The organism is Pseudomonas hydrolytica (assembly GCF_021495345.1).
In the GTDB taxonomy this organism is placed as follows: Bacteria; Pseudomonadota; Gammaproteobacteria; order Pseudomonadales; family Pseudomonadaceae; genus Aquipseudomonas; species Aquipseudomonas hydrolytica.
The window spans coordinates 139229-158093 of record NZ_CP099397.1 but is presented as its reverse complement, the minus strand read 5'-3'; the positions used below and the strand labels follow the sequence as shown (position 1 = coordinate 158093).

Genomic DNA, 18865 nt, shown 5'->3' with positions numbered 1-18865 from the left:
CCGGTCGCTCACTTCTTGCTCCCTTTCACCTTGATTGCCTGGCTGCGCTGGTTACGCACCGATAGCACCATCCAGTCCCTCGCCCACACCTGGCCGAAGATCCACTCCTTCTCGGTCCCTTCGTCGCACCGCGGGAAGTCGAAGTCCTGGAAGAAGGCTGGCTTGGGCTTCTTCGGCTTGGGCGCGGTTGCCTGGTTGAGGAGAAACGACGCCACCAAAATCGCAATCTGTGGCCACATGTCAGAACACCTGCTCGCCGTCGAAGGGGGATTTGCCATCCATCTGCGGTGTAGCCCGCATGTTGGCAAGGTTGTTGAACTTGCTGTGGCAGGTAGTGGCCAGGAAGTCGCAGCCGGGGAACACGCGAATCGCTCGGCCGAGGCCGAGTGCTACGGTGCCGCCCAGCAGGGTAAGCACGCCGCCTATATGCCGCTCGATTGTGCGCCTGTCGTATTCGCCCTGGCCGATCGGCCACTCGACCCACCCGCCGGTGAACCAGCCGTCCGGGAACGCGGCAAGAGCCCCACTGCTGATGGTGGCGCCAGTCATGGCCTGGATGGTGGTATCGACGCGCAGTGGGTTGAGGTCGACCTTGCACCAGGGCGAACCGAGATACGTTGTGCAGGTGCGGCTGAACGTATCGCTCAGGCCAGGCCGGTCCATTTCCGCATCAATGCTCTGGCATGTGATGGTGCAGCGGTCCAGCTCGGGCCAGCGCACGCTGGCGATGCTGCCGGTATAGCGCCACTTGCGCTCGGCTTCGCCGTAGTGGCCGTCATAGATGATCAGGCCGATCTTCGAGCTGGGGATGCTGTTGCGAAACGGCTCGGCGACCTCAATGTCGGCTGGCGCGGTGATCAGCAGCGAATCCTGCTTGGCCACGCCGCTCTGGCGGATGCCGTTGTCACTGATGCCGCCGCGCACCGTGCGGAACACCTGGGTCCCCACGGTCACGTCACGGTCGCAGCTGATATACAGCCAGCGCATCACACCGCGGCGGAACTCATAGAAGCGGAGTGGCGCGCCAGTCGCGAGCGAGGTCTCACGACTGCTAAAGCTCATCATCCCGCTCCTCTTTAAATACCGTTGCCCAGGCGGCAACGCCTTCGCTGTCGGTCATGTGCTGGATGCGCTGCACATCGCTCTCGAAGCGCATCAGGTTCATCCAGCTGATGCGCGCGACCTGGTGCGGCTGCACCTCGATGCCCAGGCCGCTACTGAGCGCCAGGCGCTCGACCTGGCTGTTGATCTCCGTCGAACCGATGATGCGGCGCATGCGCACGGTGCCGTCCCACAGCTCAATGCGGATATCCCGCCGACCGGCCTTGCCGGCGCTGAAGCGGGTGTAGCCGATATGGGTGATATCCATGGTGGTGGCCACCGCCGAGACAGTTGCCAAGAGGGTCACGTCATCCATGTGGGTTGGCACCCATACGGCCTGCTGCCGGCCGCGCATGCCATAGATGAAGGATCGAACCAACGCCCGCGCTTCGCGCCCCAGGTCGACATGGCGCTGGCCGAGCACCTGCAACGCACGCCTGGCTGCGTCAGTGATCAGGGGCTGGGCGAAGCCGCTGTCTAGCGTTTTGCGCAGCCGCTCGGCCGCATGGGTCAGGTCCTCGGTCTCGTCCGGCCGGCGCGCCCATACCGGGTAGCCTCTATATAAGGTGGCGGGCAGCCATTCGGGCCAATCCGAGGGCTCGACCACCAAAAAGCGAACCTCTGCTTCGACGAGACGATCGGTGAGCTTGCGCTGAGTAGGTTCTTCGAGCAGCTGGGCGGCGCGAGCTGGATACAGGCGCGAGCCAGCCGGCCAGGGCTGCTGTGTGTTGCGCTTGAGCTGCAGCCCGTTGCTGAGGACGTCGAGGATCTCGACCGTCTCACTGGTAAAGGCGTCCTCACCGCGCAGCATCGCCAAGCCGCCGTCACGAAAGTCCAGGTACTGCGTGCTGCAGGGAATGAATGCAGAGTCGGCGGCGATAGCCACCTGCAGCAGCTGGATGTCCGGCCAGATCGGGATCGACCAGATACGATCACTCCAGCCGAACAGCGCGAGATCGAGCAGCTGTCGCTCGCGCCCCTCGGCATACATCGGCCCGGAAAATTCACGACGCAGCGCGATGCGCAGACGGCGGCGCTGACTGACGGCCGACTCGCTCTGCAGCACATCAGTCAGTGCCGAGAGCACCTCATCGATGCCATCACCCCAGTCGGGCGCGAATGTCCAGGCGATAATGCGGTTGGCGGTGATCCGTAGGCCGGGTGCGCTACCGTTGTCAAATAGCCAGGTAACTACGGTATCAAGGACGGGTTGTCCGTCTGGAGTGACGGTCACATCCCAGGACAACTCCTTCAGGCCAGGGAACAGCAACGGCGGTGCTGGTTGGCCGCCAACCTGTATCCCCTCATCCAGGCCCTCAATGCTGGTCAGCGTACGAGCACCGAGGAAGGCATTCCAGAGAAACACAGGGCTCGTCTGCGCGGAGACGACGTTGCCCAGATCCAGCCGGCTCGGGGTGATATGGACCCGGAAATAGTAGTCGTCAAGGAAGCTACCCCCTCGCCGCCCGTTGATCTCACGCCCGTTGGCCTCAACCGGCCAGTGCATCGAGAGCGCAGCACCACCAGGTGTGCGCTGCATATCAGCCGGGGATGCGCCCACTGCACGGGTATAGAGGTCCGCCGCCCATTGCGGTTCGGTGAAACCACCCGTGCTAGCTGCCCGGAGCAGGCCTTGCAGAATAGCCATATTCAGGGCCCGTCATAGCGCACGGCGTAGCCGAAGGTGCCGCTATGGTCGATGTTGTCGAATGCGGTGCCTCCACCGGTTCCATTGCGCACAACACCATCACGCCTATGCCATGGGAACGTCTTCCAGCGGTCGGGACCAATTTCTATGATCTGACCTGGAACATAGTTGTCATTGCGCACGTGCCGAACATTAACCAAGTCGGCCACCAGGCTGAGCTTGTTAGATGCCCGGAAGCGGTAGAGACGCATCGGAATCAACGCAGCCTCACTGTTCCAGGCCGACGGCTGCGCAGCAACGAGTTGCGAAAAGGCATTAACGCCGGGCAGCGCTGCACTGGGGTCGTTAAGCCGCAAGTTCCACCCGTTCCCATCCAGGTCTGAGTGTAGGTAGACGTCTCTCTGCGCCGGGAATGCCCGGCCGGACGTGTTCCAACCGAACGCCCCAGATGTTAGTCCGTGGCTACCACTGCGATCAGCTCCACCCGCGGCGGGACCGATATGGAATGGCGAGACCACCGTTGGCACGTCATGGTTGATAGGCACCGAGCCGCGGATAGCAGCGACAAACATCCCCGTACCCGGCAGCTGGATGACTGAGCGACCAAATGCGCACCATTGATATCGATCGACGTCGTAGCGAACCGTCAACCAGACCTCATCAACCGGGGCAGTAAAAACGAAAATGTCGTACTGCGCCGGGTATGTCACGTCGAGCGTTGGAGTGCCGGCCTTGGCCATCAAACGGCCGATCTGAACCTCGTTGGGCATGTTCCCGGAAGAAGCCGACGTGCGCCCAGTTAGAGACATGTTGATGGCGTCATTGGTCAGCAGCAGATGGAGCGAGCCCTTGCTGAGTACATTGGTAGCGGCGTTCCATGTCCATCCGTTGTCTGTACATGCCGCGACGAGAGCGCTGCGAATACCGCTCATATCAGCCGCCGAGCCGGTGTAATAGGCCATCAGTCGTCGAGCCTCATTGCGTAGTAGTCGGTGTGGCCGGTGCGGGAAACGTCCTGGATCACGACGTAGTCATCGCCATCGATAACAAGGGTGTTCTCGACCGCGTTGTTGAAGCCGGTGATGTAGAAGATGCCGTCGAGCGAGCCCCAGATGTTTGCTGCGTCATGCAGCTCGATCGGTAACAGGTGATAGATGTTGTCGGTCTCACGGAGATTCGGAGACGTTGCTGACGCCCCGGTGCCAGCGATCCAGGTATTACTCCACGGGTAGGCCTGCGGCTGAATCCACGCATCATTGCTGCGCAGACCCAAGCCGAAGCGATTGCCCTTGTACGGCATGGAGTGAGTGGCCTCGCTGAAGCGCGTAGCTGCGGCGCCAGTCAGCATGCCGCCACACACAACGGGGTACGCCTCCAGCGTGGTACCGCCCTCGATCGCCCGCTGCACCGCCTGGTGGAAGTCGGCCACCAGGTCGTTACGGTTGGCGCCGGCTACGACGAACGCATAGTCGTTCTCGCGGCCGTATACGTCCGTCCAGCCGTTAGTAGGCAAGTTGAGTTTGCGGCGCAGGAACTCGTTCTGCTCGCGGAACGGCAGCGACGTGGCGCTAACGGCCATTGGCGGCCTCCTGGACGATGTCCAGGCGCCCCTGCAGGGCTGCAGCGGCCAGCGCCTGCGCCATGGCCTCGGCGTACTGCTCGATGCTCATGTCCGGCAGCAGCTCGGCCAGGCCATCGCGAATCTGCTCCAGGCTCTCGGCCCGCTCCACCAGCTGGCGGATACGCACGATCCACTGGCCGGTGATGGGCTGCAGGTCATCGTCCAGGCGCTGTGCGGCGGTGGTGGCTGGCTTCTGTTGTGCGGTGGCCACCGCAACGCCTGCAGGCGGCTCAGGCTCGGTCGGCGCCGATGGCTCGGCCTGCAGCTGCAACACGTCCTCGTTGTCGGCCGGCTCAGGGATGGCGACTCGCTCCTGGGCCCACTGACGCGGAATCTTGAAGCCGAGCTTGACCAGGCTGGGCAGCGCATCGGCGTAGGCCTTGAGATCCTCTGGTTCCTGGGTGGGGAACACCAGGCGCGGGCAGCGCTTCCAGTTGTCCACCAGGCCGTTGAGCACGGCGATCGGGTACACCAGGTCACGGCTGATGGTGGCGGCCAGCTGCTTGGCGTCGGAGTCGCGCAGATCGAGGCGCACCTCGTTGTGCACGTTGCCCAGGGCGTTGGTGTTGGTGCCTTCGCCGGTACCGCTGGTGAGCGTGCCGCCCAGGATCACCTTGCTCTGGGTGCGCTCGCACCAGTCGATCATCAGCTTGAACGCAGCCGGGTCACCCTGGGCAGCGTTGAGGAACTCCATCTCCATGCCGATCGGGATGATGCCAGCGGCGCTGTGCCCGAGCTGGGCCAGGGCGCGCAGCAGCGTCAGCTTCTCCCTTTCGGTGGCGCCGCCTGGGTATTTGCCCACTCGCATGGGGATGCCGTAGATCTCCAGGAACTCGGCCAGATCACCGACGCTGTAGTTCTTGAACAGGTACGGCCACACCAGCACGCGCATCAGCGCGCTGCGCTCCAGGTAACCGCTCTTGGCCTTGTGAACGTGGGTTATCCAGGTGAACGGCTGCAACGGCTCGCCACCCATGGAGCCGCGCAGGCGGATCTCCTGGCGCCGCTCGCCACGGGTGAGCTGGAACCAGGTCTGCGGCCGATGATCGATCGCACGCGGCAGCCAGTCACCGTCCACCCGGTGCCAGCCGTCGAACTCCAGGCAGGCAAAGCCCTTGCCGATGGCGTCGGTCACGTCGAACAGCATCGCCTCGAAGTCATCCAGCCCGGCCAACAGCTGCTCGAGCGCGGCGGTTGCTTCCTTCTCCTTAGCGGTGGGGTTGTCCGGCGGCACGATCTGCCAATCCAGCTGGGCGACCGCGCGGCGGCGCTTGTCCATCTCGGCGAACACATGGCCGTCCTTCTCCTCGATGTCCTCGAACAGCTCGTACTGCGCGACGATGTCGCCTTGCTCGGCGGCATCGAGCAGTGCGGCCAGGCGGCTGGGCGTCAGGCCGCGCGAGGGGTGGTTGCCCACTTCGTGGTGCAGGCTGGTCAGGTGGGCGGTCTGCGGCTCACGGATTTCGGCCAGGCGGATCGGCTGGCCATCGGGCCCCAGGATGCGGGATGTGGTCACCATGATGTGGTCGGCTCCGGTAATTCGATGTCGTTGTCGTCGTTGGCCACGTTGTCGAAGCCGCGACTATGGCGAGGCAGCATGGTCGCCTCGATGATGCCGCCCTGCATGAAGCTGGCCCGCACGGCCATGGCCAGGGAGATGGCCGAGTCGCCGTGGCGCTTGGCCTTGGAGCTGGTGCTCTCCAGATCCTTCGTGCGGCCCTTGTCGATGACCGGCACGCCTTTCTCGACCTTGATCGACAGCAGGTCATCAAGCGTGGTCTGGTGCCGGGGTAGCTGCAGGTTGAACGCCTCGAACTCGCCCTTGAGCTTGGGCATCCACTCGCCGTACCAGGCCAGCGATAGCGCCACCTGGTCGACCATGGTGCTGCCGTACTTCAGCGCGGCCTGTTCAGCCAGGTACCCACCGTTGCCGGTGGCGTCGAACGCCAGGCCAGTCAGGCGCGGCAGGCGATCGCAGATGTAGAACATGATCTGCTCCTGCGCGCCGTAGGTCAGGTTGCGCAGCTCGACTTGGAACGGCACGCGCTTGCGCAGCAGCGGGTCGATCTGCAGCGGGGTGAACACGGTGAGGTCGCCACGGCGGGCGAAGTCTTCACCGAAGGTGTGGCGGTTGCGGTCGCTGAGGCGGGCCAGCTCGGGCTGCAGGTTTTCCTCACACCAGGCGCGCACCTCGGCCTCGCGGTGTTCGGGCGTCCACTCCTCGAAGCCTTGCGGCGCCTCGTAGCGGTAGATGCGGATCGAGTGGTCGGAGACCATCGCGGCCTCGATCAGCACGCGGCTCAGGTAAGCGCCGCCGCTCTTCTTCGGCACACAGCCGTACTCTTCCTCGGCCGACTCGATGTTGGGGGCGTTGCGGTACAGCTTGTCGCGCCATTCCTTCTCGGCTTCAGGCGACCATTCCTGGTTGGTGACGTAGCAGATCCGCTTGTACAGCCCCTGGGCCAGGGCATCGTCCAGGGTGATGCGGTGGATGCTGTAGTCCTTACGGCCTTCGCGTGCGTCCTGGATGTAGCTGTTGAAGGCATTGTCCACGCCGTTGTGGGTGCTGATCAGCCGGACCTTGTTGCCCCACATAGTCAGCGCCAGGGCCGCCTTGAGCAGCTCTTCAAGGGACTCATGGAAGGCCGCCTCGTCGATCACCACGTCGCCCTGCAGGCCGCGCAGGTTGCTAGGACGCGAGCTGAGCGCCTGGATTTTGAAGCCGCTCTTCGGGAAGCGGATCATGTAGGCGAGGATCTCCTCGCGGCGTCCGTCATCCCAGAAGCTCTGCTCGTAGACGTCGGCCTGGGCCATCTCATTGAACGCACGGGCGAACAGCGCGCAGGCGGCGATGTACTCCAGCGCCATCTCCTGCTTGCTGCCCACGTAGAAGGTATTGCAACCACCGCGGCGCCGAGGCTTGGCGGCGTTGATCACGTTGCGGCCAGCCTCGGCCCAGGTCAGGCCGGTACGGCGGGACTTCTCGGCGATCATGATCTGGCTGGTGTCGTCGAACCAGCGCTGCTGGTACGGCAGGAATACGCCCTCGGCCTCCGGTACCGCATCGGCCATATCCTGGGGCACGACGACGCCATGAAGCTCCAGCTCGGCGGCGAGGTCGATCTTGCGGGGCTTGGTCAGCGCCTTGAGTGCTTTGCCTTCTTGCTCGCTCATCAGGCTTTACCCATCAGGACGCGGCGGATGCGGTCTTCGAACTCTTCGCTCATGCCATCGCTGCCGCGCATCTCTTCCAGGCGCTGCTCCTGCTCGGCCAGCAGCGCCTCGCGGGCTTCACGCTCGATCGCCTTGCGCTCCTCGCGGCTGGCCTTGCTGGCCTGCAGCACGTCCTTCGCGGCGCGGGCGAGCTTGCGCACGTCGTCGATGGTTGTCTCGTCGTCGATCTGCGCGCCCAGGGCCGCGTGCGTGGTCAGGGTCTGGATCGACTGCACCATCAGCGCGCCGGCCTTGTCGTTCGGGTTCTCGCCCAGCTCCTCGACCAGCAGGCTGGCCATGGCCTGCTGCTCGCGCAGCCGCTTGGCCATCTCGTCGAAGCTGACCTTGTAGCGGCCAATCGCCGAACGGCTGGGCTTGTCCGCACTGGGGAAGTGCTCGTGCAGATCCTCGATCAGCTCGTCCAGGGTGAGGCGCCGCTCGCGCAGGCGCTTCTCGATGTGGGTACGGACTGCCGGATCTAGCCGGTCGATGCTCGACTTGCGCCCCATGGTCAGGGCCTCGGCTTGCTGACGCCCGGTACCGAGGCGCGGCCAGCAGCCACGTCGCCACCACGCTCGGTCAGGGTCACGACCAGGACGGAGCCGATATCCTCGATCGCCACCAGGCCCTGTTCGCCGAGCCAAACCAGGTCGCCCTTCACCTGGTCGCGGCTCGGGTGGTGCCCGAACTGGCCCAGCAGGTTGGCGATCACCGAGGAGTTGGAACGGTACTGCGGCAGCTCAGAGAGGATGCGCAGCATCACCAGGCGCTGATCCTGGCGGAGATAGTCAGCGTATTGAGTGCTCATTGCAGCCTCACTTGTTGTTCAACAGGTATTCATTCATGCGCTCAACGGCGCGTGCCAAAGGGTCGAGCGCTTTGGTTACCCCCGCGATCTCGACCTTGATCGCCTTCATGTCTCCAGCCAGCTCGGCCAGCTCGCCGGCCAGTTCGGTGAACTGGTCACTGGTGGGCAGGTGCTTCATCTGCTGCTCCAGCACCGTCAGCCGGTTGTCCTGCCCGGCCAGGCGCTGGGCCAGGGCTTCGGCCTCCACCTTGGAGCTGGCCTTGCGGGCACTGCTCCAGGAGAAGTAGCCCACCACCACGGTGAACAGGAACTGCGCGCCGCGCAGCAGGGAGTCGAAGTCCATCAGGGCTTGTCCTTGTCGTGTAGGTCGATCAGCGCGTTCAGCTGCGCACGGATGGCGAGCGCCCAAGCGCCGTAGTCACGCGCATGGGCCAGGATGTCTGCAGCGGTAACGCCGCTTTCCAGTAGTTCGGCGTCAGAGCCGGGGGCGGGCCAGGCCGCTTCTTGAGAGCCGGCGTAGGCTCGGCAGCCGGCTGGAGCTGGGGCAGTGGCTCCAAGCGCTGCGTTGAAGTCGCGCAGCCAGCCACAAGTGACAACGAAGCGAGGAGCAACCACAGGGGCAGCGCCGCGCGCCGGGGCGTATTGAGTCGAGACACGGTTGATGCGCTCCTGTGTGAGTTGCTGCTTGAGCCGGCCGATCTCGTCCTGGGCATCCAGGAACACCAGCTCGGCCTGGTTGGCGCGCTCCACCTGCTGGCGGTAGAGCACCAGGTTCTGTTCGGCGGCATCGGCGCGCAGCTTCTGGTGCTCCTCGCGCAGATCGGCAACGGCCTTGTCGCCCTTGGCCTGAGCGGCGCTGTGGCCCCGGTCATACTGGCTCTCGCCGTAGGCGTACATCAGGTATGCCATCACCACGAAGATCGGCACGTGCCAGTAGTCAGCGATCCAGCCGATGACGTTCTTCATCACCGCCCCTTACGCTTGAGCCGGCGCCGCAACCAGCGCGGCATGGGTGGTCGTTTGTCCACGCGCTCGGGCGGCCAGAGCTGGGCCGGTCGAACGCGGGGCGGCGGCGATGCGAACAGCTCGGCGGCAGCCAACCAGTTCCGGGAGCAGGCGGCAGGCGAACTGGTGGTCAACGTGGCGAGCAGAAACAGCGTTGGGATCTTCATGGCGGCTATACCTGTCGGCGCAAACGCCAGGCCCCCAGCCGGCAGCCGCATACATGGGCTCCCAGCGCAGCAGGATGGCGCGCGGGTAATGGCGGTTCTCGCGGAAGTTGGCGATCGAGCGGCCAGCGTTGTGCCGCTCGACGGAATCGAACCAGGCCAGCGGATCGGCGCCCTTTGCCGATGCCAGCCTGCGGTCACGATTCACCCAGCCATTGCCGCCGTTGTATCCGGCCAGCACGAAGGCCCAGCGGTCACACTCGCTCACGGCCTGGTTTCGTTCGTAGAGCCAGCGGTCGAACGCCACCATCGCCCGCAACGCCCAGCCAGGGTTATACGGCTGCGCCGGGCCCAGGCTGCGCGGGTAGATCTCGGCCATCCAGTCGGCAGTCGCGGGCATGAACTGCGCCAAGCCCTCGGCGCCGACGCCAGAGCGGGCATTCACCCGCCAGGCGCTCTCCTGATGCACCTGGGCGGCGAAGGTCGCCACGGGCGCCCCCAGGCCCCATTCGGCATGGGCGGCGCGCACCAGGGTGCGGCGGTGCTGCTCGGCAGCGGTCGGGATGCTTGCAGCATCGGCGCTGGGCACGATGAAGAAGCCGACTGCGAACACCAGCAGGATCAGCGGAAACAGGAACAGGCGCGGTTCGACCATCCAGATGATCGCCAGGTCATTGCCGGCCTCAGCCAGCCAACGCTTGAGGCGGTTCACGACTAAAGCCCCAGCGTCATGCCGAGGATGCAGGCCAAGGCGATCACGGCTCGCCTGATCCACGCCCCGACGATATGAATGCCCCCGATGCACTCATGCGGCCTGGCCTCGACCAGGAACAGCACGCGGTCGATGTAGTACGCCAGCACGGCGCCGATGGTGATGAGGCTGACCTTGTACAGCACCACCTGCAGCTGCTCGGGCCGCACGAACCAGATGGCGGTCAGCAGCATCAGGGAGATAACAGCGAAAACGGTCATGCGCGGCAGGAGGCGGCGCTTGGGCTTGTTCTGGCAGGTGGCCATGGGTTGCGCTCCGAGGTTGGCCAATCCCTGGCCGTGGCTGTGCTCATACCGGCAGTCCGACCGGGGGAGAGATCACAGCTTCGCCTCGCGCGCGCGCGGAGTAATTTGGACGCGGCAAAAACAACTAGGGCGCCATTGCGGCGCCCTCTGGACCTGGGTGTTTCAGACGTCTTAAGGCGTTAAGCGCCTCTGATTACTCGCGCTACGAAAGATAGGACCTCTTTGCGCACCCACTCTTGATCCACACTCTGCAGATCCTTCATAGGCAACGCACCATTGCCGACCTTCCCCTTGGGCGTCCATACATCCCAGTTCACTTGCACTTTCGGGTTAGCTACGAACGTCAAGGTTGACTCAGGTAGTCTTCCTCGTGTTCCGGGTGCTTCAAGCTGGAAGCCAAAAACAACTCTTGGGGTTGAGGTTTCCCCAACAGCTACCCTGCAGCTATGCCCTCTTGAGCTAAGTTCCGACTCGAACTCTCTGAGCACCGGCACGAATATAGTGTTAAGTAGTTCCAACGCATGATTACGGAGGTTGTCTGCTTGCTCCTTGGCCTGGCGAGCATCTTCAGCAGCCTTATCAATGCGCTCATTTCGTTCTTGAAACAGCTTGTCCAACTCATCCTTCATCTCTAACTCCCAATTCATCGCGCATAGCCACTCCTAGTTAGCGTTTTCGCCTCACTGCCCCATGATCTCCTTATAGCGCCGCTGATACTCCTCGTAGCTCAGCCCCTGCGTGTTCTGCAGCTCTTGGATCTGCTGTTCCTTGCTCTTCACCGCAACCTCACCAGCCTGGCCGGCAGGGCGTGTCGGCACTGCCTCCCACTTGGGAATCCTTGAGGCCGGAGCGGCAGTTGGGTGCGAAACAGCCCCGCCCAGCGCCGTAGACATGGCTTGCAGATAACCGAGCACATAGGTGGCCGGCAGCTCGACAATGACGCCACCCTGCTGAGAAGAGAAGCGAACTTTCAAGCCCGAACCTGCATTGGCCAGGACCTCCAGCGGCACAACTGCTGACGTGCTTTCGTAGTAGCTGCACCGGCTAGAGCGACAGCTATACACCTCCCTGTTCGTGGATACGGTTTCAAGAGGAATTGGCCCCGGCAGCGTGGCATTGGAGAAGAACATCCAAGCGTGAGAGAGGTAGCTCCACTTCACCCGAAGGGCATGAGTTATCGAGCCGTCCTTCTTCGACTGGATGGCGGCGAGCTGGGCTTCGTAGGTCATGCCCATCACCGGATTACCCGTCACGGGTGGCGCCAGGTAGATCCTGCTCTCGCTGTACTCGCTTTCATGCACGCGAGTTGCCTGTGCGACCTCTGTAGGCGTTTTGTTTCGGAAGTCTGTAGCACAGCCGGATAGAAGAACGGCAGCCAGCACCGTGAAAAACATTGCTCTGATCTTCATTACACAGGCCTCATCCATGTGGTTATTCGCGATAGCGATTACGGCGGCTCTCGAAGTAGGCCGCACCGATCTCAACAACAAGCGGAAGTAAAAACCAGATCACTGAAAGCGCTGCGATGGCAATACCGACCGACAGTGCCAGTGTCTCTGCCAGCCCTTCTATACCTGGCGCCAGGCCTCTTTCTGACCGCCAACCATGTAACCAACCGAAGATGAAGAGCACTCCCAGACCGAACAGCGTCATCTGCCCACGGGCCTTTTCATCTCTCTCTTCCTTGGTGCACTGGTTGCAGATGCTCTTTTCACGATCAATGACCCTGACCTCGCATCGCGGGCAAGGCTTGATCTGATTCTCGTAATAGTCCCGCCCGGCGACTCGGTTGTTGCTCCCCTCAACCTGGATATCCACGGTGCTACTCCTTCGTTTCGTTGTAATCCCTTCCAGCTACTCGGTTCCCATCGCCTGAAACGCTCATGCCATCAGCCTTACCGTCAGCTTTGCGTGTCTTCTTACCCGTCAGCATTTCGGCCAGAAGGAGCTTACGAGCACGGGCCGGCATAGCGCGATATGCCTCGAGCAAGACTTGTTCGTCTGCTGGAAGTTGAGCGACGGGATGGGCTTTCGAGCGTTCACCAAGCACCACGTACATCAAGTCCACACCTTCGCTAGCCCAGGCAGCAAGCCCCCCAGCGTCGGGCGTTCGCTCGCCGCTCTCATAGCCGAAAAGAGTTTTTCTGCTTACTCCAGCCACAGCCGCGAAGTCGGTTTGATTGAACCCTAGCCGCTTCCTTTCCTCAGCAAGCCGCTCGCCAATGGGCAAATAAGTACCCATAAACCTCCTTGACGATGGGTAGTTTTCTACCCATACTCAGCCTCACAAACACCAAAGATTCTTATGAATCTTCAACTACCAGCCGAGGAGCCACCGCCATGGCAACCCAGCAAAAACCCAAGACCGTCGAACAGGTGAAAGCCCAGTTCCGTGCCAAGGGCCTAACCGTCAATCAATGGGCGAAAGACCACGGCTTTCCGCCCACCGCCGTTTACCAAGTGCTCAACGGCTTCTCCAAAGGCAACTACGGCCAGTCGCATGTCATTGCAGTTGCCCTCGGCCTCAAGGACGGCGAAGCCGTTGCCGCTTAACCACCCCCAACCACAACAGCAGCGAGGGTCACCGCCATGACCGACAAGCCGCAAGTTGCGCTCGAAGAGATCGAGCTGATTCCCCACCCCATGGACGCCTGGCGCGCCGCGCTCAACGCGCTGATCGCCTGCGCACCTGGTGATGGCCCTGCCATTGCCGCACACCTGGCCGAAGCCCGCCAGCAGGCCCTGGTGTTCGTCGATCGCACGCCGGCCAGCGCCGGTACCGCAAAGCTGATCGATCGCCTGATGCTGCTCGGCGCCGGCCAACTTGTTGGGCAGCAGCTGAAGGCTAAGGCCTACCAGGATCTGCGCAACGAGTTCGGCTTCAAGGCCGACGCCGAGGTCATTGGCATTGACTTCGCCGCCCCTCACGGGCGCCGGCCAGCTGCTCAACCAGCCCCTGCATCATCGTCTGAGCATGCGGCTCAGCCTGCGCACCAGGCCACCTCGTCCCCAGCATCGAGCGCTCCAGCGGAGCCGGGTCAACGCCCTGCAGCTCCAGCTGCGCAGCCAGGTAAAGCCAGCACCGCGCAAGCGCCTGAATCTGCCCCTCAACCTGCAGTAACCGAACCTCGTCCATCGGGTGACTCCCCATGCCTGTGAATGTACCCCAACAGGCTGGCCTTTTGGTAACAGCATTGCCAATGGGCAAAAAGCCTATTTGTTTGCACGCCGCCTCCTGCCACGCCGGGAGGGCCATCCAATGACGCGCCGCTCTTGGAAGAACGCCCAGCCCAGCAGCATCCGTCAGGCCATGGAGTGGTCGCTGGACTTCGCCAAGGAGCGGCACAACCTGAGCGTCGAACGCATTGCCGAACGCATGGGCCAGGCCAACCACTGGGCCCTCTACAAGTGGCTCACCGAAGGGCGCATGCCTGCTGTGCTGATCCCGGCCTTCGAGCATGCCTGCGGCATCGCCCTGGTCAGCCGCTGGCTGGCATCCACCAGCGGCAAGCTGCTGATCGACATCCCGTCTGGCCGCACCTGCACCGCGCAGGACGTAAACGAGCTGCAGGCCGTACTCAACGCGACCACGGGTGCCCTGATCGCCTTCTACCAGGGCCAGGTCGATGCCGACGCTGCCCAGGCAGCGCTGCAGTCCGGCCTCACCAGCCTGGCCTGGCACCGCGCCAATGTGCAGCAGCACGCCAACCCACAACTGGATCTCGGAGAGCAGCCATGAGCCCGGAAAGCCTCGCCCTAATCATGGACATGCATGAAGCCCTGGAGCCGTTCGACGGCTACCGCGAGTGGAACGCCGTCAGCCAGCGGGCATTCGCACGCCACTGCCAGAAGCTCGGCAAGCCCCTCGCTCAGCTCACCATCGAGGATCTGCAGAACGCAGCCAAGGCCGCCGACGAAGCCGCCGCCGACTACTTCGCACTACTCAGGACTTCAGCATGACCACCCCACGCACCTCCGACAGCGGCGCGCGAATCCTGCGCGTGCTCAAGGCCCTCAAGGGCTACAGCCTCACCGGCATAAGCAACGGCGAGTTGGCAAAGGGGCTCGGGGAGAGCCCGGCCAACATCAACCGCGCCATCAACACCCTGATCGCCGAAGGCCTGGCCGTGAAGCTCGACAACGGCCGCTTCGCCCCAAGCATCGCGCTGCTGCAGATCGCGCAGGCCCACGCCAACGAGATGGGTGCCGCACAGCACCGCATCAACGAAATCAACCAACGCGTGCTGGCCGGTGCCAGCCGCTGACAACAAGGAGCACAACATGGACTTCAACCGACTGGCCAACGCTCTGCTCAGGGGCGAACAAAAGCACAGCGAGCCCTTCATGCAGGGCATGACGGCAGTGCTGCGCAACCGTATCGACCAGACCCTGGTCACCAGCCCTTACCAGGCCGGCACCGTCGAGGCCGATGCGTTCGAGCATGGTCGCCTGCGCGGCCATAACGAGTTCCGTAACGCGCTGATCGAGGCCGACAACAACCGCTTCCAAGCCATCAGCCGCCTGCAGAAGCTGGCCAACGGCAACGCACAGGAGGCCGCGTAATGTCTCGTAAAGCCGCCCCCACCGCCGAGCTGGTACAGGACGTCCCGGTCAACGAAGAAGCCGTCAACGTCATCCAGAACCTGGGCGCAATCGCCCAAGGCCTGCAGGACGAGCGCGACCTGGCCAACCAGATCCTCGGCCAAGTACAGATGGCCCGCTCCATCGCCCGTTTTGCCGACGTCGTCAGTTTGTCGAAGCTCGCCCATATCAAGGAAACCAAGATGTACCGGGCCTTGCAGGGCAAAAAGGGTATCGACGCCGACGGCAACGAAATTGCCGACGTCGGCACTTGGGACGGTTTCTGCCAAGCCCTTGGCCTGTCCCGTTCGAAAGTCGACGAAGACCTTACCAACCTGAAGGCGTTCGGCGAAGAGGCGCTCAAGCAGCTGGGCGCCATTGGCGCCGGCTACCGCGAGCTACGCCAATGGCGCCGCCTGCCCGAAGACGCCAAGTCCGCGCTGATCGAGGCCTCCAAGCAGGGCAACCTCGACGCAGTGCAGTACCTGGCCGAAGAGCTGATCCACACCCACACCAAGGAAAAGGACGAGCTGCAGAAGAAGCTCACCGACACCCAGGCCGACTACGACGCCCTTGGCGAGGTGCTCAGCAAGAAGAGCGCCGAGCTGGATCGCACCAAGCAGGATCTGGAGAAGGCCAAGCGCCGCATCGAGACCATGTCGGCCGACGACGCCGCCAAGGAGCTGCGCCAGGAGGTTGTCGGCATCGCCTTCGAGGCCGAGGCCGACATCAGCGGCAAGCTGCGCGCCGCCTTCGCCAGCCTGGAGCAGCACGGCAGCGAGACCGGCAGCGACCACCGCAACTTCCAGGCCCAGCTGATCGCCCACCTGCAGCGCCTGCTCGGCGAGCTGAAGGCCGAGTTCCAGCTGCCCGAGGTCGGCGAAGAGGAGGACTTCTCCTGGATGCACCAGGAAGGCGTCAAGCCCATCACGGATGCAGAGGCCTAACCCATGAGCGCCGTCATTACCCAACGCCTGGTCGACCTGGACCGCTCGCTGCAACGCGCAGCGCGCGGCCAGCGTACCGCCCTGTGCCGGGCTGCGGCGCAGGAGCTGGGCCTGAGCCTGGCAACCCTATACCGCAAACTGGAGGAAGTGACCGTGGCCGCTGCTCCCCGTAAACGCCGCGCTGATGCCGGCCAGAGCGCGCTCACCCGCGAGGAGGCGCTGACCATCAGCGCCACCTTGATCGAGTCCGCCCGCCGCAACGAAAAGCGCCTCTATTCCCTGGGTGATGCCGTCGAAGCGCTACGCGCCAGCGGCATGATCCGCGCCGAAGCCGTCGACAAGGTCAGCGGCGAGATCCGCCCGATGTCGCTAAGCGCCATCAGCCGCGCCCTGTATGCCTACAAGCTGCACCCTGACCAGCTGCTAGCCCCGGCGCCGGTGACCGAGCTGCAGAGCCTGCACCCCAACCACATCTGGCAGGTGGACGCCTCGCTGTGCGTTCTCTACTACCTCAAGCCCACCGCCGAGAAGAACGCCAACGGCCTGCGCGTGATGGAGGCCGACCAGTTCTACAAGAACAAGCCCAAGAACCTCGCGCGCATCGCAGCTGACCGGGTCTGGTCGTATGAAATCACCGACCACGCCAGCGGCTGGATCTACCTCCAGTACGTGATGGGCGCCGAGAGCGGCGAGAACCTCAACAGCGTGCTGATCAACGCCATGCAGGAGCGTGGCGGCGCCGACGTCATGCACGGCCGGCCCTTCGGTCTGATGATGGACCCAGGCTCAGCCAACACCGCCGGCATGACCAAGAACCTCTGCCGCAGCCTGGGCATTCAGATGATCGTCCACGCACCTGGTGCTGCTCGCGTCACCGGCCAGGTGGAGAACGCGCGGAACATCATCGAGCGCAAGTTCGAGGCTGGCCTGCGCTTCCAGCCAGTGGCTGACCTGGACGAGCTGAACGCCCTGGCAGCCAAGTGGCGCATGCACTTCAACGCCACGGCCAAGCACAGCCGCCACGGCAAGTCGCGCACCGACGTGTGGCTGACCATCCGCCAGGAACAGCTGATCAAGGTGCCCAGCGTCGAAGTCTGCCGCCAGCTGGCCGTGGCCGAGCCCGAGAGCCGCAAGGTCAACACCAAGATGCGCGTCAGCTTCCAGGGCCGCGAGTTCGATGTATCAGTGGTGCCGGATGTCATGGTCGGCGACAAGATCATGGTCACCCGCAACCCCTGGAACGATCAGGCCGCCCAGGTGGTGACCGTCGATGCCCACGGCCACGAGGTGTACTACCTGGTGCCTGCCATCGAACGCAACGAGCTGGGCTTCGACGTAACCGCCCCGGTGATCGGCGAAGCCTTCAAGCGCATGGCCGACACCCCGGCCCAGGTGGCACGCAAGGAGGCCGCCAAGCTGGCGATGGGTGCCGAGACTGAGGAAGACGTGGCAGCGGCCCGCAAGGCCAAGGCCATCCCCTTCGGTGGCCAGCTGCAGCCCTATAAGCACATCGACGATGCCCAGCTGCCCACCTTCATGCCGCGCCGTGGCACTGAGCACGAACTGGCCGCGCCTACCGTCGTCGCGCCGCCGCTCAGCATCTTCGCCGCTGCCAAGCGCCTGCAGGCGCGCTTCCGCAATGATGTCCGCCGACAGGCGGGTGGCGCCGACCAGGGCGGCCTGGTTGAAGGCAGCGGCCAGCATGTTGTGTACGGCCAGCGGGTACAGCACCGAGCCGTTCTCCTTGGAGCCGGTGCCGGTGAGCTTGCTGCGCAGGGCTTCGATGGCCGGCTCGTCCATCACCTCTTCCAGCGGCTTGTTGACCAGCTTGAAGCGGTGCTTGAGGTAGTCGCCCAGGTGCTGGTCGAGCGGGTTGAGCTTCACCACCTCGCAGCGCTGCACCACCTCGCGCACGTCGGCGCGCTTCTCGCTGAGCTTGTTGGCCAGCTCGCTCTGGCCGATCAGCACGATGCTGAGCAGCTTCTCGAAGCCGTCCTCCAGCTCGAAGAAGCGCTTGAGGTGCTTGAGGGTCGGTACCGGGATGGCGTGCGCCTCCTCGATCACCAGGACGTGGCGGTTGCCCATGCGGTGCGACTCGCGCAGCACGTTGTGCACGGCGCGGTACCGGGCATCCAGGCCGCGCGGCATCTTGCTGCCAGGGCTTACGGTGGCCAGGATGGCCTCGCAGATGTGCATGGCCTTGAGGGTCTTGCCCTTGAAGTCGTCATCCTCCATGCCGATGACGTAGGGCTCGATGACGATCACCGGCTTGTCTTCAGTGCGCAGGCGTTCGTGCAGATCCTTGCGGATGGTGGACTTGCCCGAGCCGGACTCGCCCAGGATCGCCAGGAATACGCCGTAGCGCGTGACCTGGTAGAGGCTTTCGCGCACATAGCGGATATCCGGCGAGACGAACAGATCAGCGCTGGTGCGCGGGTCTGCGAACGGGTCGCCGAACATGCCGAAGTGCTGGCGTGCCTGCTGTGTCAGTTTGGTTGCGCGTAGTAGCATTGTGTCGGGCTCCTCGATTGGCTTCTTGGGATTGCGGTGCTCAGGCCGTTGGGCGTTGCAGCGCCCAGCGGCCACCTTGGTGTTCTGCTCCTGGTTCTCCTCCTCTTCGAAAATGCCCACCAGCTGCATGCCGGTGACGTTGAAACTCTCCAGCCAGGCGACGATGCGCGCCTTCAAGTCCTCCTGCGGGATGGTCTTGGGCCACATGCTGTGGTTGATCAGCTGGGAAATGGTCGGGCGGCTCAGGCC

At 63.6% G+C, this 18865-nt stretch carries 24 protein-coding genes and 1 pseudogene; 7 read left to right on the top strand and 18 right to left on the bottom strand.

Translation table 11 applies throughout. From position 1 onward, the window contains the following. Window positions 1–8: 8 nt before the first annotated feature. The 17 genes and pseudogenes from L1F06_RS00785 to L1F06_RS24975 form a co-directional block, all read right to left on the bottom strand. The gene (locus L1F06_RS00785; protein WP_129483257.1) at window positions 9–239 is read right to left on the bottom strand and encodes a hypothetical protein; all 231 of its coding nucleotides are present in this window, start codon (window positions 237–239) and stop codon (window positions 9–11) included. A gap of 1 nt (window position 240) precedes the next feature. Continuing rightward, window positions 241–1062, bottom strand: a complete 822-nt coding sequence (locus L1F06_RS00780) for a phage/gene transfer agent baseplate hub protein (protein WP_129483256.1) — start codon at window positions 1060–1062, stop codon at window positions 241–243. Beyond that, the gene (locus L1F06_RS00775; RefSeq protein ID WP_129483255.1) at window positions 1052–2749 is read right to left on the bottom strand and encodes a hypothetical protein; all 1698 of its coding nucleotides are present in this window, start codon (window positions 2747–2749) and stop codon (window positions 1052–1054) included. The genes L1F06_RS00780 and L1F06_RS00775 overlap by 11 nt, the downstream gene beginning before the upstream one ends. A gap of 2 nt (window positions 2750–2751) precedes the next feature. Further along, the gene (locus L1F06_RS00770) at window positions 2752–3711 is read right to left on the bottom strand and encodes a hypothetical protein (protein WP_129483254.1); all 960 of its coding nucleotides are present in this window, start codon (window positions 3709–3711) and stop codon (window positions 2752–2754) included. Next, window positions 3711–4328 (bottom strand): putative phage head morphogenesis protein, encoded by a 618-nt coding sequence (locus L1F06_RS00765; RefSeq protein ID WP_129483253.1) that lies wholly within the window; start codon window positions 4326–4328, stop codon window positions 3711–3713. The genes L1F06_RS00770 and L1F06_RS00765 overlap by 1 nt, the downstream gene beginning before the upstream one ends. Next, window positions 4318–5889 carry a DUF935 domain-containing protein gene (locus L1F06_RS00760; RefSeq protein WP_129483252.1) on the bottom strand — a complete coding sequence of 524 codons (1572 nt, stop codon included), beginning with the start codon at window positions 5887–5889 and terminating at the stop codon, window positions 4318–4320. The genes L1F06_RS00765 and L1F06_RS00760 overlap by 11 nt, the downstream gene beginning before the upstream one ends. After that, on the bottom strand, window positions 5883–7544 hold the full coding sequence (locus L1F06_RS00755) for a hypothetical protein (RefSeq protein WP_129483251.1): 1662 nt from the start codon (window positions 7542–7544) through the stop codon (window positions 5883–5885). Before L1F06_RS00755 ends, L1F06_RS00760 begins: the two co-directional genes overlap by 7 nt. Further along, entirely contained in the window at window positions 7544–8092 is a 549-nt protein-coding gene (locus tag L1F06_RS00750; protein WP_129483250.1) for a phage protein Gp27 family protein, read from the bottom strand. The genes L1F06_RS00755 and L1F06_RS00750 overlap by 1 nt, the downstream gene beginning before the upstream one ends. Window positions 8093–8094: 2 nt before the next feature. Further along, the gene (locus L1F06_RS00745; RefSeq protein WP_129483249.1) at window positions 8095–8391 is read right to left on the bottom strand and encodes a VpaChn25_0724 family phage protein; all 297 of its coding nucleotides are present in this window, start codon (window positions 8389–8391) and stop codon (window positions 8095–8097) included. Between the two features lie 7 nt (window positions 8392–8398). After that, on the bottom strand, window positions 8399–8734 hold the full coding sequence (locus tag L1F06_RS00740) for a DUF2730 family protein (protein ID WP_129483248.1): 336 nt from the start codon (window positions 8732–8734) through the stop codon (window positions 8399–8401). After that, the gene (locus tag L1F06_RS00735; RefSeq protein WP_129483247.1) at window positions 8734–9357 is read right to left on the bottom strand and encodes a lysis protein; all 624 of its coding nucleotides are present in this window, start codon (window positions 9355–9357) and stop codon (window positions 8734–8736) included. Before L1F06_RS00735 ends, L1F06_RS00740 begins: the two co-directional genes overlap by 1 nt. Before the next feature lie 213 nt (window positions 9358–9570). Beyond that, window positions 9571–10194: pseudogene (locus L1F06_RS00730) on the bottom strand (transglycosylase SLT domain-containing protein); the annotation flags it as partial. Between the two features lie 80 nt (window positions 10195–10274). Next, a complete protein-coding gene (locus tag L1F06_RS00725) occupies window positions 10275–10577 on the bottom strand; it encodes a putative holin (protein WP_252576716.1) in 303 nt (100 codons plus the stop codon). A gap of 179 nt (window positions 10578–10756) precedes the next feature. Then, complete coding sequence (locus L1F06_RS00720) at window positions 10757–11206, bottom strand: hypothetical protein (RefSeq protein WP_129483246.1); 450 nt, start codon at window positions 11204–11206, stop codon at window positions 10757–10759. Window positions 11207–11257: 51 nt separating this feature from the next. Next, entirely contained in the window at window positions 11258–11986 is a 729-nt protein-coding gene (locus L1F06_RS00715) for a hypothetical protein (RefSeq protein WP_129483245.1), read from the bottom strand. 22 nt (window positions 11987–12008) lie between these two features. Continuing rightward, a complete protein-coding gene (locus L1F06_RS00710) occupies window positions 12009–12395 on the bottom strand; it encodes a hypothetical protein (RefSeq protein ID WP_129483244.1) in 387 nt (128 codons plus the stop codon). 4 nt (window positions 12396–12399) lie between these two features. After that, complete coding sequence (locus L1F06_RS24975) at window positions 12400–12819, bottom strand: helix-turn-helix domain-containing protein (RefSeq protein WP_305955312.1); 420 nt, start codon at window positions 12817–12819, stop codon at window positions 12400–12402. A gap of 98 nt (window positions 12820–12917) precedes the next feature. Here L1F06_RS24975 and L1F06_RS00700 point away from each other — a divergent pair, with 98 nt between their 5' ends. The 7 genes from L1F06_RS00700 (at window position 12918) to L1F06_RS00670 (ending at window position 16105) form a co-directional block, all read left to right on the top strand. Beyond that, a complete protein-coding gene (locus tag L1F06_RS00700) occupies window positions 12918–13130 on the top strand; it encodes a DNA-binding protein (RefSeq protein WP_074919264.1) in 213 nt (70 codons plus the stop codon). 36 nt (window positions 13131–13166) lie between these two features. After that, the gene (locus L1F06_RS00695) at window positions 13167–13736 is read left to right on the top strand and encodes a hypothetical protein (RefSeq protein ID WP_129483243.1); all 570 of its coding nucleotides are present in this window, start codon (window positions 13167–13169) and stop codon (window positions 13734–13736) included. A 100-nt stretch (window positions 13737–13836) separates the two neighbouring features. Continuing rightward, window positions 13837–14316, top strand: a complete 480-nt coding sequence (locus tag L1F06_RS00690; RefSeq protein ID WP_129483242.1) for a hypothetical protein — start codon at window positions 13837–13839, stop codon at window positions 14314–14316. After that, the gene (locus L1F06_RS00685; RefSeq protein WP_129483241.1) at window positions 14313–14537 is read left to right on the top strand and encodes a hypothetical protein; all 225 of its coding nucleotides are present in this window, start codon (window positions 14313–14315) and stop codon (window positions 14535–14537) included. Before L1F06_RS00690 ends, L1F06_RS00685 begins: the two co-directional genes overlap by 4 nt. Beyond that, on the top strand, window positions 14534–14842 hold the full coding sequence (locus L1F06_RS00680; protein WP_024308355.1) for a helix-turn-helix domain-containing protein: 309 nt from the start codon (window positions 14534–14536) through the stop codon (window positions 14840–14842). Before L1F06_RS00685 ends, L1F06_RS00680 begins: the two co-directional genes overlap by 4 nt. A 16-nt stretch (window positions 14843–14858) precedes the next feature. Beyond that, complete coding sequence (locus L1F06_RS00675) at window positions 14859–15140, top strand: hypothetical protein (RefSeq protein WP_129483240.1); 282 nt, start codon at window positions 14859–14861, stop codon at window positions 15138–15140. Beyond that, window positions 15140–16105, top strand: a complete 966-nt coding sequence (locus tag L1F06_RS00670; protein WP_129483239.1) for a hypothetical protein — start codon at window positions 15140–15142, stop codon at window positions 16103–16105. The genes L1F06_RS00675 and L1F06_RS00670 overlap by 1 nt, the downstream gene beginning before the upstream one ends. Before the next feature lie 1182 nt (window positions 16106–17287). Here L1F06_RS00670 and L1F06_RS24970 read toward each other — a convergent pair. Beyond that, window positions 17288–18565 carry an ExeA family protein gene (locus L1F06_RS24970; protein WP_353851035.1) on the bottom strand — a complete coding sequence of 426 codons (1278 nt, stop codon included), beginning with the start codon at window positions 18563–18565 and terminating at the stop codon, window positions 17288–17290. Between the last annotated feature and the right edge of the window lie 300 nt (window positions 18566–18865).